The 17395-nt window shown below is 72.4% G+C and carries 12 protein-coding genes; 7 read left to right on the top strand and 5 right to left on the bottom strand.

Going from position 1 to position 17395, the window contains the following annotated elements; all coding sequences use genetic code 11:
• The first annotated feature begins 80 nt into the window (after window positions 1–80).
• From H9Y04_RS40150 to H9Y04_RS40140, 3 genes are all read left to right on the top strand, one after another.
• Window positions 81–1829, top strand: a complete 1749-nt coding sequence (locus tag H9Y04_RS40150) for a discoidin domain-containing protein (protein WP_187819187.1) — start codon at window positions 81–83, stop codon at window positions 1827–1829.
• Between the two features lie 70 nt (window positions 1830–1899).
• Entirely contained in the window at window positions 1900–4332 is a 2433-nt protein-coding gene (locus H9Y04_RS40145) for a glycoside hydrolase family 3 C-terminal domain-containing protein (protein ID WP_187819186.1), read from the top strand.
• Window positions 4333–4416: 84 nt separating this feature from the next.
• Complete coding sequence (locus tag H9Y04_RS40140) at window positions 4417–5487, top strand: LacI family DNA-binding transcriptional regulator (RefSeq protein WP_187819185.1); 1071 nt, start codon at window positions 4417–4419, stop codon at window positions 5485–5487.
• A 55-nt stretch (window positions 5488–5542) separates the two neighbouring features.
• Here the strand turns inward: H9Y04_RS40140 and H9Y04_RS40135 are convergent, their stop codons facing one another.
• From H9Y04_RS40135 to H9Y04_RS40120, 4 genes are all read right to left on the bottom strand, one after another.
• Window positions 5543–6331: a class I SAM-dependent methyltransferase gene (locus tag H9Y04_RS40135; protein ID WP_187819184.1), complete on the bottom strand. Its 789-nt coding sequence runs from the start codon at window positions 6329–6331 to the stop codon at window positions 5543–5545.
• An 89-nt stretch (window positions 6332–6420) separates the two neighbouring features.
• Entirely contained in the window at window positions 6421–7452 is a 1032-nt protein-coding gene (locus tag H9Y04_RS40130; RefSeq protein ID WP_187819183.1) for an oxamate carbamoyltransferase subunit AllH family protein, read from the bottom strand.
• The gene (locus H9Y04_RS40125) at window positions 7449–8915 is read right to left on the bottom strand and encodes a YlbE family protein (RefSeq protein ID WP_187819182.1); all 1467 of its coding nucleotides are present in this window, start codon (window positions 8913–8915) and stop codon (window positions 7449–7451) included. The genes H9Y04_RS40130 and H9Y04_RS40125 overlap by 4 nt, the downstream gene beginning before the upstream one ends.
• Window positions 8912–10465: an AllF/FdrA family protein gene (locus tag H9Y04_RS40120; protein ID WP_214662128.1), complete on the bottom strand. Its 1554-nt coding sequence runs from the start codon at window positions 10463–10465 to the stop codon at window positions 8912–8914. Before H9Y04_RS40120 ends, H9Y04_RS40125 begins: the two co-directional genes overlap by 4 nt.
• Window positions 10466–10642: 177 nt before the next feature.
• Between H9Y04_RS40120 and H9Y04_RS40115 the strand changes: the two genes are divergently transcribed.
• Window positions 10643–12001 (top strand): purine-cytosine permease family protein, encoded by a 1359-nt coding sequence (locus H9Y04_RS40115; RefSeq protein WP_187819181.1) that lies wholly within the window; start codon window positions 10643–10645, stop codon window positions 11999–12001.
• On the opposite strand, the gene H9Y04_RS40110 is transcribed toward H9Y04_RS40115, so the two are convergent.
• On the bottom strand, window positions 11982–13544 hold the full coding sequence (locus H9Y04_RS40110) for a PucR family transcriptional regulator (protein WP_308801841.1): 1563 nt from the start codon (window positions 13542–13544) through the stop codon (window positions 11982–11984). The genes H9Y04_RS40115 and H9Y04_RS40110 overlap by 20 nt on opposite strands.
• A 168-nt stretch (window positions 13545–13712) precedes the next feature.
• On the opposite strand from H9Y04_RS40110, the gene H9Y04_RS40105 reads away from it, so the two are divergent.
• The 3 genes from H9Y04_RS40105 (at window position 13713) to H9Y04_RS40095 (ending at window position 17357) form a co-directional block, all read left to right on the top strand.
• Window positions 13713–14750, top strand: coding sequence for a carbamate kinase (locus H9Y04_RS40105; RefSeq protein WP_187819179.1), 1038 nt, complete (start codon window positions 13713–13715; stop codon window positions 14748–14750).
• 96 nt (window positions 14751–14846) lie between these two features.
• On the top strand, window positions 14847–16001 hold the full coding sequence (locus tag H9Y04_RS40100) for an acetamidase/formamidase family protein (protein WP_187819178.1): 1155 nt from the start codon (window positions 14847–14849) through the stop codon (window positions 15999–16001).
• 87 nt (window positions 16002–16088) lie between these two features.
• Entirely contained in the window at window positions 16089–17357 is a 1269-nt protein-coding gene (locus tag H9Y04_RS40095) for an amidohydrolase family protein (RefSeq protein WP_187819177.1), read from the top strand.
• The last annotated feature ends 38 nt before the right edge of the window (window positions 17358–17395 follow it).

The following is a 17395-nucleotide window of genomic DNA, read 5'->3' as shown; positions in this document are numbered from 1 at the left end:
GGCCGGCTCCCGTGGCGCACCCACGCGCCCCTCCGCAGTCGCACCTCCAGCACCCGCACCCGTTCTCCCGAGAGGCAACGATGACCCGATCCAGAACTCCCGCGCGCCGCATAGCCGCGCCACTGACCGCCGGTGTGCTCGCCGCCACCGTCCTCGTGCTGCCCGCCCAGCAAGCCCAAGCCGCCCCGAGCGTCGTGAAGGTGACCGGCGGCCAGGGCACCTGGCAACTGACCGTCGACGGCGGCCCGTACCAGATCAAGGGCCTCACCTGGGGCCCCTCGGTGGCCGACGCCGACCGCTATATGCCCGACCTCAGATCCATGGGGGTCAACACCATTCGCACCTGGGGCACGGACGCCTCCAGCAAACCCCTGTTCGACTCCGCGGCCGCCCACGGACTCAAGGTGATCGCGGGCTTCTGGCTGCAGCCCGGCGGCGGTCCCGGCAGCGGCGGCTGCGTCAACTACGTGACGGACACCGCGTACAAGAACCAGATGCTCGACGAGTTCCCCAGGTGGGTCCAGGAGTACAAGGACCACCCGGGCGTACTCATGTGGAACGTCGGAAACGAATCGGTGCTCGGTCTGCAGAACTGCTACAGCGGCACCGAGCTGGAGACCCAGCGCAACGCGTACACGGCCTTCGTCAACGACGTCACCAAGAAGATCCACGCCGTGGACCCGAACCACCCCGTGACCTCCACCGACGCCTGGGTCGGCGCCTGGCCCTACTACCAGCGCAACGCACCCGACCTCGACCTGTACGCGGTCAACTCCTACGACGCCGTGTGCGACGTGAAGTCGGCCTGGGAGCAGGGCGGTTACACCAAGCCGTACATCGTCACCGAATCGGGCCCGGCCGGTGAATGGGAGGTGCCCGACGACATCAACGGTGTGCCCGAGGAGCCCACCGGCCGCGCCAAGGCAGAGGGCTACACCCGCGCCTGGGACTGCATCAAGGGCCACCAGGGCGTCGCGCTCGGCGCCACGCTCTTCCACTACGGCCTCGAGTACGACTTCGGCGGCATCTGGTTCAATCTGCTGCCCGCCGGCGAGAGGCGGCTCGCGTACTACGCGGTGAAGCGCGCGTACGGAGCGGACACCTCCGGCGACAACACCCCGCCGGTGATCGGCCAGTTCGGCATCGAGGGCGACGCCACCAAGGTGCAGGCGGGCCGCGACCTCGTCCTCACCACGCAGGTCACCGACCCGGACGGCGACGCGCTCTCGTACGAGGTGCAGGTCGGCAGCAACTACATCGACCAGAGCAAGTACCTCACCACCCTGCCCCACACCGACCTCGGCGGCGGCCGCCTCAAAGTCACGGCACCCGACAGGCCCGGAGTCTGGAAGGTGTACGTGAAGGTCAAGGACGGCCGGGGCAATGTCGGCGTGGAGACACGGTCGGTGAAGGTCGTGCCGCCCACACCCGACGGCACGAACGTGGCGCGGGGCAAGCCGGCCACCGCGTCCTCCTTTCAGCAGAGTTACGGGGACTGCCCGTGCCCGGCAGCCAACGCCGTGGACGCGAGCCCGACCACCCGCTGGGCCAGTGACTGGAGCGACCCCCAGTGGCTGACCGTCGACCTCGGTGCGCGGACCGCGTTCCGGCACGTCCAGCTCGTCTGGGAGGCCTCCTACGCGAAGGCGTACACGATCCAGACCTCGGACGACGGACAGAACTGGCAGACCGTCCGCGAGGTGACCGACGGCAACGGCGGCGTGGACTCCTTCGACGTCTCCGCCACCGGACGCTATGTCCGGGTGCACGGAACCGCCCGCGGTACCGGCTGGGGCTACTCGCTGTACGAGCTCGGCGTCTACGCCTGACCGGTCCGCCTGAAGGTCCGGTCCCTGCGCCCGAAGAACTGATCCGTATGCCCTACGAAAGGAGGTCTGCGTGACCGACGAGGAACTCGACCGGCTTCTTGACAAGCTGACCCCGGCCGCGAAGGTGCGGCTGCTCACCGGGGCCACGACCTGGCGTACGCACGCCGAACCGGCGGTGCAGCTGCCCGAGTCGGTGCTCTCGGACGGCCCCGCGGGAGTACGCGGCCAGAGCTGGGACGAACGCAGCACCTCGGTGCTGCTGCCCTCGGCCTCCGCACTCGCGGCGACCTGGGACGAGGAGCTGGTCGAGTCCCTCGGCGGACTGCTCGCCGCCGAAGCGCGGCGCAAGGGCGTGGACGTGGTGCTCGCGCCCAACCTCAATCTGCACCGCAGCCCGCTCGGCGGACGGCACTTCGAGTGCTTCTCCGAGGACCCGGAACTCACGGGCCGGATGGGGGCGGCGCTGATCCGCGGGATCCAGGCCGGGGGTGTGGCCGCCGCGGCCAAGCACTATGTGGCCAACGACGCCGAGACCGACCGGCTCACCGTCGACGTCCGGGTGGCCGAGCGGGTGCTGCGCGAGGTCTACCTCGCGCCCTTCGAAGCGGCCGTGGCCGCCGGCGTACGGCTGGTCATGGCCGGCTACAACCAGGTCAACGGCGTCACGATGAGCGCCAACGGCCTGCTCGCCGACCCGCTGAAGAACGAGTGGGGCTTCGACGGCGTCGTGGTCTCCGACTGGGGCGCCGTACGCACCACCACGGACACTGCGAAGGCCGGCCTCGACCTGGTCATGCCCGGGCCCGAAGGGCCTTGGGGCGAGGCCCTGTCGAGGGCGGTCGAGGACGGTCTCGTGCCGCAGGCCGCGATCGACGACAAGGTCCGCCGGCTACTGCGGCTCGCCGCCTGGCTGCAGCAGCGAACGGTAGGGGCGTCGGCCGGGCGGCCGCGCTCCGCCGGCACCCGCAGGCTGGTCCGCCGCGCCGCCGCCTCCGCGATGGTGCTGCTCGCCAATCGGCAGGTGCTGCCGCTGGATCCGGCAGGGCTGCGGACGGTGGCGGTCGTCGGCGCGCACGCCGCACGCACACGCACCCAAGGCGGCGGCAGCGCAGGGGTCTTCCCGCACGCCGAAGTGTCGTTCCTGGACGGCATACGTGCCGCACTGCGCGGCCGGGCCCGCGTCGTCCACGTGCCGGGTCCTGCGCCAAGGTGCCCCGCGCCGCCGCTGGATGCCGAGCTGTGCACCGACCCCTTGACCGGGAAGCCGGGACTGCGGCTGCGGGTCCTCGATGCTGCCGGGCGGTCGCTGCACTCCGAACACCGCCGTTCCGGGCGCCAGTTGGAGCCGCCGCTGCCGCCCGGCGCCCATACGGTCGAGCTCAGCGCCCGCCTCCGGCCACGGATCTCCGGGACGTGGACGCTCGGCCTCGCGGGCTTCGGACGGATGCGGCTGAGCGTGGACGAAACCGCCGTACTCGACGGGGAGTTCCCGCGGACGACGGACGATCCCGCGGTGGTGCACGTGAACCCGCCCGGCGTGCAGGCGCGGGTGGAACTGACGGCCGGGCGCGGGGTGCTTGTGGTGGCCACCCGGCAGCTCGCGCCGGACACCGGACGGGCGACAGTGCTCAGCGCGGCGCCCCCGGACCAGGACCTCGACACGGCGCTGGCCGAGGCGGTGGCGGCGGCCCGGGCGGCGGACGCCGTCGTCGTGGCCGTGGGCACCACCGAGCACACCGAGTGCGAGGGCAGCGACCGCTGCTCGCTCGCCCTGGGCGTCGAACAGGACGCGCTGGTACGGGCGGTGGCCGCGGCCAACCCCCGGTTGGTCGCCGTCGTCAACAGCGGCGGACCGGTCGAGATGCCCTGGCGCGACGAGGTCGGTGCGCTGCTTCTGTCGTGGTTTCCCGGCCAGGAAGCGGGCGGTGCGCTCGCCGACGTGCTGTTCGGACGGACGGAGCCCGGCGGACGGCTGCCCACCACCTGGCCCGTCCGGCTCGCCGACGCACCGGTCTCACGGACCCGGCCCGTCGCGGGGCGGCTCGACTACGCCGAAGGCCTGCACATCGGCTACCGCGCCTGGGTACGGCGCGGGCGGCGCGCACCCGCGTACTGGTTCGGGCACGGTCTGGGCTACACGACCTGGTCGTACGAGGAGGTCACCGGGCCGACAGCCGTCCGCGCGGGCGAGGACTTCGTTGTGACGGTGCGCGTGCGCAACACGGGCTCCAGAGAAGGCCGCGAAGTCGTCCAGGTGTATCTGGCGCGGCCGGGTGCGGCGGTGGAGCACCCCGAGCTCCGGCTCGTGGGGCATGCGGCGGTACGCGCCGCAGGGGGTCAGGAGGCGGAGGCCGAAGTGCAGGTGCCGGGGCGGCTGTTGATGCACTGGTCGGTGGCCGACGGTGGGTGGCGCGCCGAGCCCGGGCGCTGCCGCTTCCTGGTCGGACGTTCGGCGGGGGACCACCGGCTCGCCCTGGATGTGCGGCTGGCCGGCGAGGAGTGAGCGGCGCGGTGGGTGGGCGGCCGGTGCACGATCATGGGAGAGCGCTCTATTCAGCGGACCGGCAGCACAGTTATGGTGCGGGGCATGAACCGACAGGCCCCGACCCTGGAGGATGTCGCCAGGGAAGCCGGAGTGTCCCGGGCGACCGTGTCCCGGGTCATCAACGGCGTGCGCAACGTCGACCCGAGCATCCAGGATCTGGTCCGGCGGGCGATCGAACGTACCGGCTACACACCCAACCGCGCCGCCAGATCCCTGGTCACACGGCGCAGCGGGACGGTCGCCCTGGTCGTCTCCGGCGCGGGCGACTCCTCCGCGGACGGCGTTCCTGCGGGCGGCGTCTCGGCGCAGGACCAGAACGCCTTCACCGCCCGGGTGTTCGCCGACCCGTTCTTCGGCCGTGTGGTCAGCGGGGTCATCGGGCATCTCCGTCCCCGCTGCATGCACCCGGTCCTGATGTTCGCGGAGAGCGCGGAGGCGCGCGCCGAGGTCCTGTCGTATCTGCGTCAGGGCAGCGCCGACGGTGCGCTCGTGGTGTCCACGCACCCCGAGGACCCGCTGCCCGCGCTGCTCGCCGCCGAAGGTCTGCCCGCGGTGCTCTTCGCGCGCCCGGCCAGGCCGGTCGCGCTGAGCTATGTCGACCTCGACCACCGGGACGGCGGACGGCAGGCGGCCGACCATCTGCTCGCCCGCGGCTGCCGCAGGATCGTCACCGTGGCGGGACCGCTCGACGTACGGGCGAGCCAGAACCGGCTCGACGGGTTCCGCGACGCGATGGCCCGCCAGGGACGCCCGTACGTGCCGATCGCCGAGGGCGGGTTCACGCTGGCCAGCGGTATGTCCGCGATGGCGGGTCTGCTGGCCGAACACCCCGACCTGGACGGAGTGTTCGCCGCGAACGACCTCATGGCGCAGGGCGTGTGCCAGATGCTGCGCGAGCACGGGCGCCGGATTCCCGAGGACGTGGCCGTGGTCGGCTTCGACGATTCGACCATCGCGGTCACCTGCAGCCCGCAGCTCACCACGGTGCGCCAGCCGGTGGAGGACATGGCCGCGGAGATGGCCCGGCTGCTCGAGGAGCACATACGGGGGGTGCGTACGGAGCCGACGTCGGTGGTCTTCGATCCGGAGCTGATTGTGCGGGACTCGGCCTGAGGCACATCCTCTTTCTGCAGCAAGTCACTTCGCACCTTCCGCCGCACAGCCCCTGCTAGTCGGCCTGCAGGACGAAGAACAGGAAGCACAGGAAGCGCGGCTCGGCCGCGATGGTCTCGGGGAACCGCTCGCGGGCGGCGGGATCGGGCTCCGGCTCGCTGATGACCGTGATCCGGAAACCGGCTCCGGTGAAAGCCTCGGTCATCGCGTGCAGCGGCCTGTTCCAGCGACTCACCAGGGCGGTCTGTCCGCCGATGGTCCACTCCACGGTCCACTTGGTGGTGTCGAAGTAGTTGTACCCGGCATCGAGGCCGGCCTCGCGATGGATGAGGTCGACGGCAAAGGGATGGTCGACAGAAGCGATCAGTCGACCGCCGGGCTTGAGTACGCGCCGCAGCTCGGCCAGCGCCGGACCCCAGTCCTCCAAGTAGTGCAGCACGAGGGACGCGACGGCATCGTCGAATGTGTCATCGGGGTAAGGGAGCGGGCTGCCCAGGTCCGTTACCTGCAGGTCCGCACCGTCGCCGAGCCGCCGGCGGGCCAGCTGCAGCATCTCGGCACTCGCGTCGAAGCCGCTCACCGTGGCGCCACGGTCGCGCAGCGCGGCGAACAGGAGCCCCGAGCCGCAGCCGGCGTCGAGGATCCGCCGCCCGGCCACGTCTCCGGCGAGGGCCAGCATCGCGGGCCTCTCGTAGTAGGCATTGGTCAGGTTGGTCTCGTTCGCGGCCGTGTACGCCTCGGCGAAGCTGTTGTAGTCGTTGGTCTTCGACGGGTGCTCACTCACTGCGGACGGCGAGACCAGCCTGGTGGAGATCGCGTGTTCTTGGCGCTCGCTGGAGATCATGGTGCGGGAGACGTGTGGTGCAGCAGTTCGGTTCCTGGCCCCTCACGCCCGCCCTCACAGCCCGGGCTGTGAGGCGTGAGCGGCTGCCGTCAGGCGGGTCGGCCGGACAGCAGCCGTGCGCCCGCGCACAGACCGTGCAGCAGGTCCGAGCCCGAGCTGTGGCCCACCGCGAGGAGCGCGGCGAGCGGGGCGTGCGGGACCTCGCTCGCTGCTGCCGTGGCGCGCAGCAGGTCGGTGACCTGGGGGATGCAGTGGCCGGTGGCCGCGTGGGCGAGCAGCGAGGCCGAGATCAGCGTGGTGTGTTCCGCGGCGTCGGCCACGGCGGTGGTCAGCGGGGCCAGCCAACTCGGCGCGAGGCGCGGGGTGTTGGCGACCAGGAGGAGGCCGCAGAGGTAGTCGTCGCCGGACGGGGTGAGGCCGGGGCCTCGGCCCAGGAGGGCGAGTACGCAGTCGCGGATGGCCGCGCTTCGGCTCGCCAGTGCCTCGGCGAGCTGTGCCGCCAACGGTGCGACGGCGCCCGGAAGTCGACGGTCCCACGTCAGCTCGGCCAGAGCGGGCAGCGCCCCGGCGACCGGTGTGCCCTGGACACGGGGCGGCGCCCAGGACACCCCGGCCGTCAGGCGCAGCGGGCCCAGTTCGACCCGGCCGTCGCCGACCCGGGCGACCGCGCCCGGTGCGATCCCGGCGAACGGGTGCTCACCTGCCGCGGGGGACAGCAGGACGGCCGCCGGGACGCGCACTCCGGTGGGGGACACCAGAGCGAAGGGCGAGTTGTGCCCGTACGGGAAGGATGACGCGGTTTCCTGCTCCAAGGTTGACCGCTCGCCCGGCCCCTGCCCGTACGGCATGAGTCGTTCGGCTGGCCCTTGCCCGTACGGCATGAGTCGTTCGCCCGGCCCCTGCCCGTACGGGAAGAGTGCCCCCTTCCCGTACGAGTGGGGTGCCCCCTCCCCGTACGAGAGGGGCGCCCCCTGGCCGTACGGTGACGACGCCCCGTCCCCGTACGGCAGGAGATACACCGCGGCCCTCGTGAGCCCGACCACCCGCGCGAGCCGCCGCCGGCCGTGCAGCAGCGGCGCGACCAGCGTGGACGGCGAGCAGACCAGGGCGGCGGGACTCACGGCGAACCCGTGCCCGACGCGATCTCCGAGGCCGGCACCGCCATGGCATCCAGCGCCTTGCGGAAACACTCCAGCGGCGCATGCGTCAGCCCCGCCCCGATCTGTCCGATCCCCGGCTCCCGGTGGGAGATCCCCGTCGTCACGACCGGCACGATCCCCGTGTCGAGGACCGCCCGTACGTCGATGCCGACCGGGGCGCCCACGCCCCCGAGGGCCGGGAGGCGGTAGGCCTCGTGGCGGGCGAGGGAGATGCGGGCCATGTCGCGGCTGGTGCGGAGCGCCTCCTCCACCGTGCCGCCCACGAACCCGGTGATCGCGGGGGCCGCGGCCAGCGAGAAGCCCCCGAGCCCGTACGTCTCGGTGATCGCGCTGTCCCCGATGTCGGGGTTGGCGTCCTCGGGCCCGTAGCCGGCGAAGTACAGGCCGCGGACCTGTGTGGCGGGCGCGGTGAACCATGCGTCGCCGAGCCCGCCGACCCGGATCCCGACCTCGACTCCGTTGCGGGCGAACGCGGTCACCAGCGTGGAGTGCGGCACGCCGTGCGCGGCCGAGGTGGCCAGCTTCGCCGCCGCCATCGAGAAGTTGAGGAACCAGTAGTGGTTGTCGGAGAGGAAACGCAGGACCTCACGGGCGTGGGCCGTCTCGCAGAGGTCGGCCGCGAGTTCGCGCAGGAGCAGGGTCGATGCGGCCGTGTTGCGGCTGTGGCACTCGTCGCCCATCTGGAGCGCCTGCGCCGTGACCGCCCGCAGATCGACCCCTTCGCCGCGCGCGCCGAGCGCGGCGCTCAGCGCGGGTGCGAGCACCGTTCCCATCCAGCGCAGCCGCTCCATGACGTCCGCGCCGAGCGCTCCGTAGCGCAGACAACGGCCCGCGCCCTCATTGAGGTTGGAGTACGCGCGCCGTCCGGTCGCCGGATCCTCGACCTCGATCAGCGGCATCGAAGGGGAGATGATTCCGCCCATCGGGCCGACCGCCTCATGGTGGTGGCACGGTTCGAACTCCAACACCCCGCTGTCCGCAAGCCGTTCGGCCGCCTCGGGGGAGTCCGCCCAGCCTTCGAGCAGCGCCGCACCGATGACGCCCGCGCGCATCGGTCCGCACATGGCCGACCAGGCGAGGGGCGGGCCCGCGTGCAGAAGGAGCCGCCGGGACCGGTCGCCGAGCGCCGCGATCGCCTCGCGGGCGGGCAGCACCCGGGTCCAGACGGGACGGACCGCGAGCAGCCGCGCGACGGCTTCCCGATTGGCGGCCTCGACGGCCGGATGGCCGGTGAGTTCTGCAAGCCGCCAGGCCGCCTCGGGTTCGCCCGCGGCCGGCGGACGCCAGTCCAGGGCGGTGACCTCGGCACCAGCCGTACGGGGCACTTCGGCGAATTCCGGGACACCGACCGCGGCGATTCGGACGGGAGCTCCGCCGAGCAGCAGGCCCGCCGTTTCGTCGGAGAGTCCGGGCAACGCGGTCATACGGCGCCTCCTGCCGCGGTCAGTTCCTGGCTGCGTTCCGGGCGGTGCGCGGGCACGAGCGCGGCCGCCCACTCGATGGCGTCGGTGCTGGTCGGTGCGAGCAGCGCCCCCGCCTCGCGCAGCCGCGCCTCCTGGGCCGCGCGGTCCTGCGGGTCGGCGTCGGTGCCGACCACGAACGCCACCACCGGGGGCCGTTCGGCCGCGGGCACCCGCCGCAATTCGGCCGCGAGCGCCGCGGCCGGATCGGGCCCGGCGCCATGGCCGAGCACGACGTCGAGCACGACGACAGCGGTACGGGGATCGGCCAGCGCGACCCGCAGATGTGCGGCCCGCACGGTCGGGTCGATCATGGGGTGCGGACGGCCCGCCGTGTACGCGTCGTCACCGAGATCGAGAATCAAGTGACAGTCCGGCAGCCTTATTTGAGCCCCCGCGGGCCCGGTGCCGGTCGCCGCATCGGGAAGGATCCGCCGGGCCTCGTACGCGAAAGTGCCCCCCGCGTACAGGGCCCGCAGCCATCGGCCGGACGGGACGGGGAGGTGCGGTGGAGTGAAGCCTTCGCGCGACTTGCCGCCGAGCCGCCCGACCGCGGCGGACGCCGCGTCGCGCAGCGTGCCCGCCACCGTGACGCGTCCACCGGGGACGGAGCGAGCCCCGTCGAGAAAGCAGGCCACCACCGGCTTGCCCGCCCGCGCGGCCCGCGCGGCCCGCGCGAGCACCTGCTCCGCGACCTCGGGAGCGGGCGGTTTCGAGACGAGGACGATCAGCTCGCAGCCGGGATCGGCGTCGAGCAGCTCCAGGGCGTCCAGGGTGGTGATGCCGCCGACGTCGGCGCTCAGATCGCGGCCGCCGGTGCCGATCATCTGCCGTACGCCCTCGCCGTGGGCGTCGAGGAGGCAGGAGACCTGCTGAAGTCCCGTACCGGAGGCGCCGATCAGGCCGATCCGGCCGGGGCGCAACACGTTGGCGAAGCCGAGCGGTATGCCGTCGATGACCGCGGTGCCGCAGTCGGGCCCCATCGCGAGCAGCCCCGCGCGATGCGCCTCCTGCTTGATGCGGATCTCCTGGTCGAGGGGCACGTTGTCGCTGAAGACGAAGGCGTGCATGCCGCGGCGCAGCGCCTTGAGCGCTTCGGCGGCCGCGTACGGACCGGGCGTGGAGATCAGGGCGAGGGCCGTACCGGGGTCGGCCTCCGTGAGGGCACGGGCCGTGGGGGCGTCGGGGGCAGCGGGGGAGTCGGGCTGGGCGAGCAGGCCGTCCACGGCGGCCAGCGCGTCGGCGAGCGCGTCAGCGTGGCCTCGTACCGCCACGAGCAGATCATTGGGTCCGGCCCGCTCGGCCTCGGCCGTGAGCAGTCGTGCGTCGGCGAGCAGACGCAGATTCGCCTCGGTCGCCATGACCAGGCTCGCGGCGCTCACACCGGGCAGCGCACCGAGCGTGCGGGCGGCTCTCATCAGGGCTACGGAGTCGGCATAGGTGTCGCGGCGCAGGGAGTTGACGGTGCGCACCGTGCCGTCGTCGGGGGCAATGTCGTCCGTGGCTTGCTCCATGACCCGACGGTACGGTCCGCACCCCAGGGGTCCGCTTCGGCGTGAAGTGCCAGCAGCGCGGCCACGATCACTGGCACCGGCTGACAGTGCCGCGCGCTCCCGGGGCGGCGAACATTCGGGACGACACCCGCATCCGTGCTCCCGTCCCGCTGCCGAGCAACGAAGAGGTGCCCCCGGATGGACAGTTCCCGAACGGACCGCACTGCCAGTACCCGCGCCCAGCGCGCCGCCGAAGCCACCGAGGACTTCGCCGCCGACCGGCTGCCGCCGGACGAACGCCGCTCCACCCTGTCGATCACCCTGGTCCGGATGGGCTTCACGGTGTCGGCCACCGACCTCCTGTACGGGATGTCGCTCGGGCTGTTCTTCCCGTTCTGGACCGGTGTCCTGATCGCCGTGGGCTCGTCCCTCGTCGTCAGCGTGGTGTCGATCCTGTGCGGCCTGATCGGCCAGCGGGAACGCATCACGACCGCACTCGGCCTCCAGGCGGCGTTCGGACGCGGCGGCAGCCGGCTGCCCTCCCTCGTCATCGCGCTGCTCTCGGCGGGCTTCGTCGGCTACAGCACCGGCATCACGGCCGGGGTGCTGCCCGGCGGCAAGGACCCGTGGCTCGGGCTCGTCTACTGCGTGGTGCTCAGCGCGCTGTACACCGCGCTGTCCATCGTCGGCTTCGGCAAGGGGCTCACCTGGGTGGGCCGGATCAGCGTGCCGCTGATGCTGGTCACCGTCGTGATCGCGGTGATCGCGGCGGTCGACCACGCGGGCGGCATCGGCGAGATCGTGGGCGCCGAGCCGGCGCGTGCGGGGGAGGCCACGGCGCTCGCGCTGTTCGCCCTCGGGGTCAACAAGTGGATGACCGGCGCGACCGTCACGCCCGACATCACCCGCTTCGGCAAGTCCAGGTCCACCGTCTACACCACCACGATTGCCGAGTTCATGGTCGGCAACTTCGGCTTCAACATGCTCGGCATCCTGCTCGGACTCGGCGTCCGCGAGGCCGACATGGGCGAGGCCTTCGGCATCGTGGGCGTCGGCGCGCTCGCCACCTTCGCGATCTTCGTGCAGGGCTTCCCGCACGAGGTCAACAACATGTACGCGGCCTCGCTCGCCGGGCGGACCGCCATCGACCTGCCCCGGATCGCGGTGAACGTGATCGCCGGCGTCCTGGCCTGCGGGCTCGCGTACTACGGACTGACCGCGGGCATCCTGGACGCCTTCCTGACCTACCTCGGCTATCTCGGCTACGCGATCCCGCTGATCCCCGGCATCCTCGTCGCCGACTACTTCCTGCTGCGCCGCGGCCGCTACGACCTCTCCGAAGCGGCCCTCGCGGCGGTCAACTGGCGTGCCGTGTCCGCGTACTTCGCGGGCCTGGGCATCAATCTGATCCTCGGCTTCGGCTTCGACGACAAGCTGTGGCACACGCTGCCGCTGACCGGGGCGCTCCTCTATCTGCTGTTCTCGCTGCCGCAGTGGCGCGCGGCGCAGCAGGCGCGGGTGCCCGCGCAGCTGCCGGTCACCGAAGGCGCGCGCTGAGCAACCGGTGGGCGTGCAGGGCCAGTTCGGTCTGCAGCCGGCGCATCGGATCCTTGTCCGGTGCGCCGGTGAGCTTCTCGATCTGCTTCAGGCGGTAGCGCAGGGTGTTGTAGTGGATGTGCAGCTCCTCGGCGGCGTCCACCCCGTTGCGGTCGCGCTGCAGATACACGCTCAGGCTGTGCACCAGGCTGCTGTCGTGCCGGGCGTCGTGCGCGATCAGCGGCCCGAGCGCCTCCGCCACCAGGGACCGCAGCTCGGCGTCCGGCAGCTGGTTCAGGAGCCGGTAGACCCCGCACTCCTCGTAGAGGCGCGTGAACGAGCTCCCGGGACCGTCGAGTTCACGTCCCAGCGCGAGCGCCGAGAGTGCCTCGCCGTGACTGAGGTGCAGCTCCACGAAGTCCTCGCGTACGGACCCCGCGACGACCGCGACCGTATGGGCGGGGCAGGCCGCCGCGACCGCGCGCTGCAGTGCCGCGCAGGTCTGGCGCAGCGAAGAGCCCGGCTCGGCCAGGACGGTCATGCCGCCCGGGGTGCCCCACGCCGGGGTCTGTGCGCCGAGTGCGGTACGGGCGGCGGAAAGGAGCCGCTCCTCGGTGACCGGAGCGGTGCGGGCCGCGCCCGGCGCCGGAGTGACCTCGACGACCACCGTGGCGCGGGCGCGCTCCAGATCCCAGCCGAGTGCGGCGGCGCGCCGCGCGGCCTCGGCGCGGTCGCCGGGCGGATTCGAGACCAGGGCGGTCAGGAGCAGGGTGCGGTAGCGGCGCTCGCGCTCGGCCAGGGCCCGCTCCTGGACCAGGAGCATCGTGGCGAGGCTGGCCACATGCTCCACGGCCGGGGCGAGTTCGCCGTCCGCCGTGCGGGAGCCGTCGCCCCACAGGGCCACTTCGCCCAGCGGCCGGCCGCCCACGGTGATCGGCCGGGTGATGCTGGGCGGCACACCGTCGGGGACGATGTCCGCGGCGGTCAGGACGCTGCCGTCGACGGCGCGTACGGCGGCGGGGCAGCCCGTCTCCCGGGCGAGCAGGACGATGAGCTCGTGCTGTGAGCCGCCGTTCAGGACCGCCTGAGAGAGACGTTCGCGCAGCGCCTGGGTGCGCTCCAGACTGAGTGCCTGACGGTTGAGCACGGTGCCGATGACCTCGGAGAGGATGTCGTTCAGCATCACCTCGCCGGGCAACTCGACGATGGGGAAGGCGAGTTCGTCCGCCGCGCGCAGCATCGGCTCGGGCAGCACCGGCAGATACGGGCCGACCTTGACCCCGAGGGCGGCGAGACCGCGCCGGGCCATCTCGGGCACGAGTGCGGCCAGCGCCCGCTCGTCGTCGCGTACGGCATAGGCCGTGGTGAGCAGGAACTCGCCGCCGCGCATCCAGCGGACGATGTCCGGCACTTCCATGATGTTGGCGACCCGGATCGGGTGCGGCGCCCCCGCATGCCCCGCGACCAGGCGCGCCCCCGCGAGGGCGGGCAGCTCGAGCGCCTGCGCCACGGTCAGGGCCGCGGCGGGGGCGGGGCGTGGGGCGAGCACTGGGGTTCCGGCCACGTTGGTCACTATGAGCGCGCGTTCGGGGACTGTAAACGCCGCGGACAGAAGACTGTATACAGTTCTTGGCGCGGGGCTTTGACACTGTCAGCAGACGTCAACAGGCCCCGCCCGCTACTGGCATGGGATGCCCATGACCTCCGGCGGCGGCATTTCTATCGTCCTGGCATGCCAGAAGAACCCGCGGTCCGCATCCCCGTACCGCCGCTTCCCCGCCACGGCGACCGGCCCGTCACGGTCCTCGCCATCGGCGGCAATGCGCTGCTGCGCGGCGGCCGGCGGGCCACCATCGACGAACAGTACGAAGCCGCAAGGCAGTTGGCCGCACCGGTGGCCGCCCTGGTGCGCAGCGGCGCCCGCGTCGTCATCACCCACGGCAACGGCCCCCAGGTCGGCTTCATCAAACGCCGCTCCGACCTGGTCGCGGAGATCGCCCCCGAACTCCCGCCGCTCGACCTGGACATGTGCGTGGCCGACTCCCAGGGAAGCATCGGCTACATCCTCGCCCGCGGACTCTCCGGTGCCCTGCCCGCCGGCGTCCGCCCCGTCGCCGTCCTCACGCATACGGTCGTCGACGCGGCCGACCCGGCGTTCGCGCACCCCACCAAACCGATCGGCACGCACTACGCGCGGCCCGAGGCCGAACAGCTCGCCGCACGGCACGGCTGCTCCATCGGCGAGGACGCGGGCCGCGGCTGGCGCCGGCTCGTACCGTCCCCCGCCCCGCGCCTGGTCGTCGAACAGGACGCGATCGCTGCGCTGCTCGCCGCGGGCCAGGTGGTGATCGCCGGCGGAGGCGGCGGCATCCCGGTGGTCGCGGCGCCCGACGGATCGCTGCGCGGAGTGGAGGCCGTCGTCGACAAGGACGCCACCTCGGCGCTGCTCGCCACGGCGCTCGGCGCGCGGGAGCTGATCATCACGACGGGCGTCGAACGGATCGCCCTCGACTTCGGCACGACGCGGCAGCGGTCCGTGGACCGCCTCGACGTGGCCGAGGCCGGGAGACATCTCGCGCAGGGGCAGTTCCCCGAGGGCAGCATGGGCCCCAAGGTCCGCGCCGCGCTGGACTTCCTCGCGGGCGGCGGCAGCAGTGTCCTCGTCACCTCGCCGGCCGCGCTGGACGAGGCCCTTGCCGGGCGTACCGGCACTCGGATCGTCGGCGCGGGCGCGGTTCTTGATCGCAACGCCGCGGCAGCGGAGACGTAACACATAAGTGCCGCCGCCTCGTTGCGAGCCTCCCGAACATGCAAGCACCACCACCTCGTTGCGAGCCCCCGACCGATCGGACGCTGAGGATCCTCGATGCCCACCACCGCGACGCCCACCACTGCGACGCCCACCCCCGCGACGCCCCGCATCCCCGCCGCTCTCCCTCTCGACGGCGCCCATCACCTCCGTACGACGGTGAAGACGGCCCGCTGGGGCGAACTCCCGCACGCGGGCAGCGCGCCCGTGCTCACCGTCGCCGACGGCGAGACCCTCACCGTCGACCTCGTCTCGCACGAAGGGATCCTGCCCGACCAGGGCCGCGATCCGGTCGCGTTCTTCGGCGAGTTCGGGGTCGCGGAGCGCGACGTCCTGCCCGACGCCCGCGAGATCGCCGAGTCCGTCCTCGGGCGCGACCAGGAGGTGCTTCCAGGCCCGCACATCGTCACCGGACCGGTGGCGATACGCGGCGCCGCCCCCGGCGACCTGCTTCGCGTGGAGACGCTCACGCTGCACCGCCGCGCCCACTACGGCATCGTCGCCAACCGCCACACCCGCGGCGCTCTGCCGAATGAACTGCCCGCCGGCAACACCGAGTTGACCAGCGCCGATCTGCTGCGCGGCCCGACCGGCACCATCAGCGCCTTCTGCACCGTCGACGACACCGGCCACGGCGTCCTGCGCTGCACCGACACCCTCAGCGCCCGTTTCCCGCTCAGCCCCTTCGTCGGCATCATGGGCGTCGCGAGCGGCACCGAGGGCACCCCGCTCAGCTCGATTCCGCCCGGTGTCCACGGCGGCAACCTCGACATCAAGCATCTGACCTGCGGATCGTCCCTCTATCTCCCCGTACGGTCCGAGGGCGCCGGCTTCTACGCCGGCGATCCGCACTTCGCCCAGGGGAACGGCGAGGTGGCGCTCACCGCCTTCGAGGCACCGCTGCGCGCCACCTTCCGGCTCTCCCTGATCCGCGGGGAAGCGGCCCGCCGCGTCCAGGGGCTGACCGGTGAACCGTTCGCCGAGACCCCGGCCCACTGGATCGCCATCGGGCTCGACGCCGACCTGGACGAGGCGATGCGCCGCTGCGTACGCGCCGCGCTCGCCTTCCTCACCGCCGCCACTGGCATGGACCGGCAGACCGCGTACGCCTATCTGAGTGCGGCCGCGGACTTCGAGGTGTCGCAAGTGGTCGACCAGGTCAAAGGTGTCCACTGCATGATCCGCAAGGCCGACTTCCCCGGCGAGCTCTGAAGGCCGACTTTTCCGGGCGAGCTCTGAAGGCCGGCTGCCCCGGCGAGCTCCGAACCGCCCGGACCGACTCCCCGAGGAGAGTGACCTGTGACGGACCTGCTGCTGCGCGACGTCCGCATCGAGAACGCACCCGACCCCACCGATGTACGGATCCACGACGGCCGGATCACGGAGACCGGCCCCGGCCTCACCGCACCCGAAGGCGCAGAGGTGCTCGACGGCGAGGGACGGGTGCTCCTGCCCGGCCTGGTCGAGACCCATCTGCACCCGGACAAGGCGCTGCTCGACGCCATCCGCCCCAACCCGACCGGCACGCTCGACGGGGCGATCCGGGTCACGGGCGAGCTGAAACGCGCGTTCACCCACGACAGCGTGCGCGCACGGGCCGAACAGGTCCTCGCCATGTGCGTCCGCAACGGCACCACGACCGTACGCGCCCACCCGGACGTCGACCCCATCGCGGGCCTCACCGGCCTGGAGGTGATGCTCGAACTGCGCGAGACCTGGGCCGACTTGGTGAGCCTGCAGATCGTCGCGTTCCCGCAGGAGGGCATCTTCAAGGCCCCCGACACCCACGCCCTGCTCCGCAAGTCCCTCGACGCCGGCGCGGACGTGGTCGGCGGCTGCACGTACGCGGAGAAGGACCTCGCGGACTGCAAGCGCCATGTCGAGCTCGTCCTCGACCTCGCCGTCGAGTACGGCGTCCCCGCCGACCTGCACTGCGACTTCTCCGACGACGCCGCCGACCCGCGCTTCGCCCTCGCCGGCTTCATCGCGGCACAGACCGCCGCCCGCGGTCTCGGCGGCCGCGTCGCCCTCGGCCATGTCACCTCGCTCGGAGCGCTCCCACCCGCCAAACGCCGCGCCGTGGCAGCCGACTTGGCGCAGGCGGGCGTGGCCGTCGTTCCGCTGCCGGCCACGGACCTCTTCCTCGGCGGCCGCAACGACGAACAGGCCGTACGCCGGGCCATCACCCCGGTCCGCGACCTCTGGGACGCCGGCGTCCTCATGGCCTGCTCCAACAACAACATCCGCAACGCCTTCACCCCGTACGGCACCGGCGACCTCCTCGACACGGCCCTCCTGCTCGCCCGCCTCGCGCATCTGTCCGGACCCGCGGACCTGCACCGAGTCCTGCAACTCGTCACCCACGACGCGGCCCGCATCGCGGGGCTCACGGACTACGGCGTGCACGTGGGCGCCGTCGCCGACCTCGTCCTGACCGACACCCGCGACTACGCGGCGGTGCTGCTCGAACGGCCCGTCCGCACCGCCGTCATCAAGTCGGGCCGCATCGTGGCCCGTTCGACGCACAGCTCGGAACTCACCCTCGCCCCCGCACGCCTCGCAGACTGACCCGATCCCTGGAGTGCTGACATAACCGACACGAAAGC

The sequence above is a fragment of the Streptomyces polyasparticus genome, assembly GCF_014493765.1.
Taxonomy (GTDB): domain Bacteria; phylum Actinomycetota; class Actinomycetes; order Streptomycetales; family Streptomycetaceae; genus Streptomyces; species Streptomyces polyasparticus.
The sequence above is the reverse complement of the archived record's forward strand: the minus strand, read 5'-3'. Positions and strand labels throughout refer to the sequence as shown.

Excerpts from the sequence above, each read along its gene's own strand:
- H9Y04_RS40150 (WP_187819187.1), top strand. The coding sequence starts at position 81 with ATGACCCGATCCAGAACTCCCGCGCGCCGCATAGCCGCGCCACTGACC.
- H9Y04_RS40140 (WP_187819185.1), top strand. The coding sequence starts at position 4,417 with ATGAACCGACAGGCCCCGACCCTGGAGGATGTCGCCAGGGAAGCCGGA.
- H9Y04_RS40135 (WP_187819184.1), bottom strand. The coding sequence starts at position 6,331 with ATGATCTCCAGCGAGCGCCAAGAACACGCGATCTCCACCAGGCTGGTC.
- H9Y04_RS40125 (WP_187819182.1), bottom strand. The coding sequence starts at position 8,915 with ATGACCGCGTTGCCCGGACTCTCCGACGAAACGGCGGGCCTGCTGCTC.
- H9Y04_RS40120 (WP_214662128.1), bottom strand. The coding sequence starts at position 10,465 with ATGGAGCAAGCCACGGACGACATTGCCCCCGACGACGGCACGGTGCGC.
- H9Y04_RS40115 (WP_187819181.1), top strand. The coding sequence starts at position 10,643 with ATGGACAGTTCCCGAACGGACCGCACTGCCAGTACCCGCGCCCAGCGC.
- H9Y04_RS40105 (WP_187819179.1), top strand. The coding sequence starts at position 13,713 with ATGCCAGAAGAACCCGCGGTCCGCATCCCCGTACCGCCGCTTCCCCGC.
- H9Y04_RS40100 (WP_187819178.1), top strand. The coding sequence starts at position 14,847 with ATGCCCACCACCGCGACGCCCACCACTGCGACGCCCACCCCCGCGACG.